The organism is Pantoea sp. GM01, assembly GCF_000282675.1.
GTDB lineage: Bacteria > Pseudomonadota > Gammaproteobacteria > Enterobacterales > Enterobacteriaceae > Pantoea > Pantoea nemavictus.
Genome location: NZ_AKIU01000101.1, coordinates 1 through 1,969 on the forward strand (window position 1 = coordinate 1; position 1,969 = coordinate 1,969).

A 1,969-nucleotide genomic window follows, 5' to 3' on the forward strand; every position below is an offset into this window, starting at 1 on the left:
CGAAACGAGTTATCACCCTCAACCCGCAAACGGTTTGCCAGACGCTCAAGCATATCCGACAATGGTTGTAACGCCTCAACCAGCATAGTGTTTGCCTTATTGCGCACCGCAACCAGCGTATCCCATAGCGCCATTACCGAATATCTCAACGAGTCAGGCCCCCAGCTAACCACTTTATCAAATAGCTTACGCGTCACCTGCATTAGCTTATCCATCACATCAAGTAGCGCAGAGACATTGAGCAGACCCTTCAACTCATCGAGCTTCCCAGCCAGGTAAGCATAAGGATTGTAAATTTTGAGTGCTCGCAACGTCTTTCTGACCGTAGGCATCTCAAGATAGCGATTAAGTTGCCCGACTGTACCATCAAGCAGGCGACTGTAATTTCCCGCCTTTCCCAGCGAGCCGTAATGCGCTTTTCGCAAAGATAAGAACATCACTTTCATGCTGCCTTTTGCCAGTGAACCCAGCACTGGGAAACACCCCACCAGCGTCAATCCCAGGCAGATCCATGACCATGTATTGCTGTCGTCTTCGCGGATCTTTTTACAGTTGGCAATCAGGTCACGCACATCGCACAACTGATCAACCAGCGGAATCATCGAGATCACCGTACCGGTAACAATTTGCCCAGTAGTCTGATTCTCGTTGAAGTCACCCTGAAGCGTTTCCCACAACCATTCTCCTGTAGCGCTCAGTCTGTCACTTATGCCGTGATACCACGACTGAGGCGGAGCCTGATAAAACGCCATCGCCTGTTCAAGTTCCTTTTGCTGCATGTCTATACTTCCTTTTCAGATAGAGTATTCAGAAGCATGTCCCACGGATCCCATGACGCTTCAGGCTCTGGAGGCGGAAGCTTGTATTTCACCGTTGCCGCCTCAAACGGAACATTTTTATGTAATGCATAACCTTGGTCATTCAGAGTCCCTTCAAGCTGGGTTCCACCTTCAAAATGGATTTCGTACTGCGCCCCTGCAATTGGTATCAATTCATCATTGAAATTCAATGCCAGATCATATTTGCCATCTCCCGGCAGATAAGGCACCGTCATCGGCATTTCCCGCGCCACCGCCTTATGCGTACGTTTGATTTTCCTTAAATACTTCGCCTCGGTGCCGTACTCAATCCTCCCGGCCTCCAGCTTCAGGTAACTGCCGCCGCCAATCAGCACGATGCGCTTTTTACCGGCGAACAGGATGTCCTGCTCCGCGCTCAAACTAAGTTTTTTCGCAGCCGTGATTTTCATCGCCGCGTTTTGCGCCTCGACTTTTATCGGCCCTTCACCCGCGATCAGGCTCAGCTTCTCTTTATGCGCAAACAGCCCGACTTTTTCGCCCGCCATCAGGTTAACGTTGTCCATCGCACCGGCGCTGATGTCACCGCCCGCATTAATGTGGATATTCTCCGCCGTCGTCATCTGCAGGTGCTCGCCGCTGATGAACGCCACGCCTTCGGGTGCGGAGAAGTGAATCAGCTCGTTCAGCGGCTGCAGCCGTTTGCGGAAGGCCTCGCGCTGCACGTCGATATCGACAATCAGCGCATCCACCTGCTCCTGCACCAGCTTGAGCTGCTCAATTTGTTTAATCGCAATCTCGATTTCACGCAGCGTGGTCGCCATGTCCAGTACTTCACCCACGCCTTTGCTCTGGCCGTCGGCGGTGACAAATAAACCTTTCGCCACGCGTATCACGCCGTGCTCATCGGTGTGCAGCTCAAAGCCGCTGCCGCGCGGCTTATCCTGCTGGTCGGTGATGTGGCCCTGATTCAGCTGCGTTTTACCGTATTCGGTAGAGAGCGCGACATGTTCTTCGCCACGCTTGTCTTCCATGCGCAGTTCATTTCCGGCGGGAGTGCGCAGAATGTTCTGGCTGCGGTTGTCGCGGCTGACGACGTCGGGATGTTCAGAGTCGTGGAAGGCGTGGGCAATATACGGGCGGTCCGGGTCGCCGCCGTCAAAGGCAATGCC

1 protein-coding gene and 1 pseudogene are annotated in these 1,969 nt (G+C 53.2%); both read right to left on the bottom strand.

Annotated features, from left to right (window positions below; all coding sequences use genetic code 11):
- Nucleotides 1-779 (bottom strand): annotated as a pseudogene (locus PMI17_RS24395) (hypothetical protein); the annotation flags it as partial.
- 2 nt (nt 780-781) lie between these two features.
- A partial coding sequence (locus tag PMI17_RS24400) for a type VI secretion system Vgr family protein (protein WP_007894158.1) occupies nt 782-1,969 on the bottom strand: 1,188 nt, incomplete at its 5' end.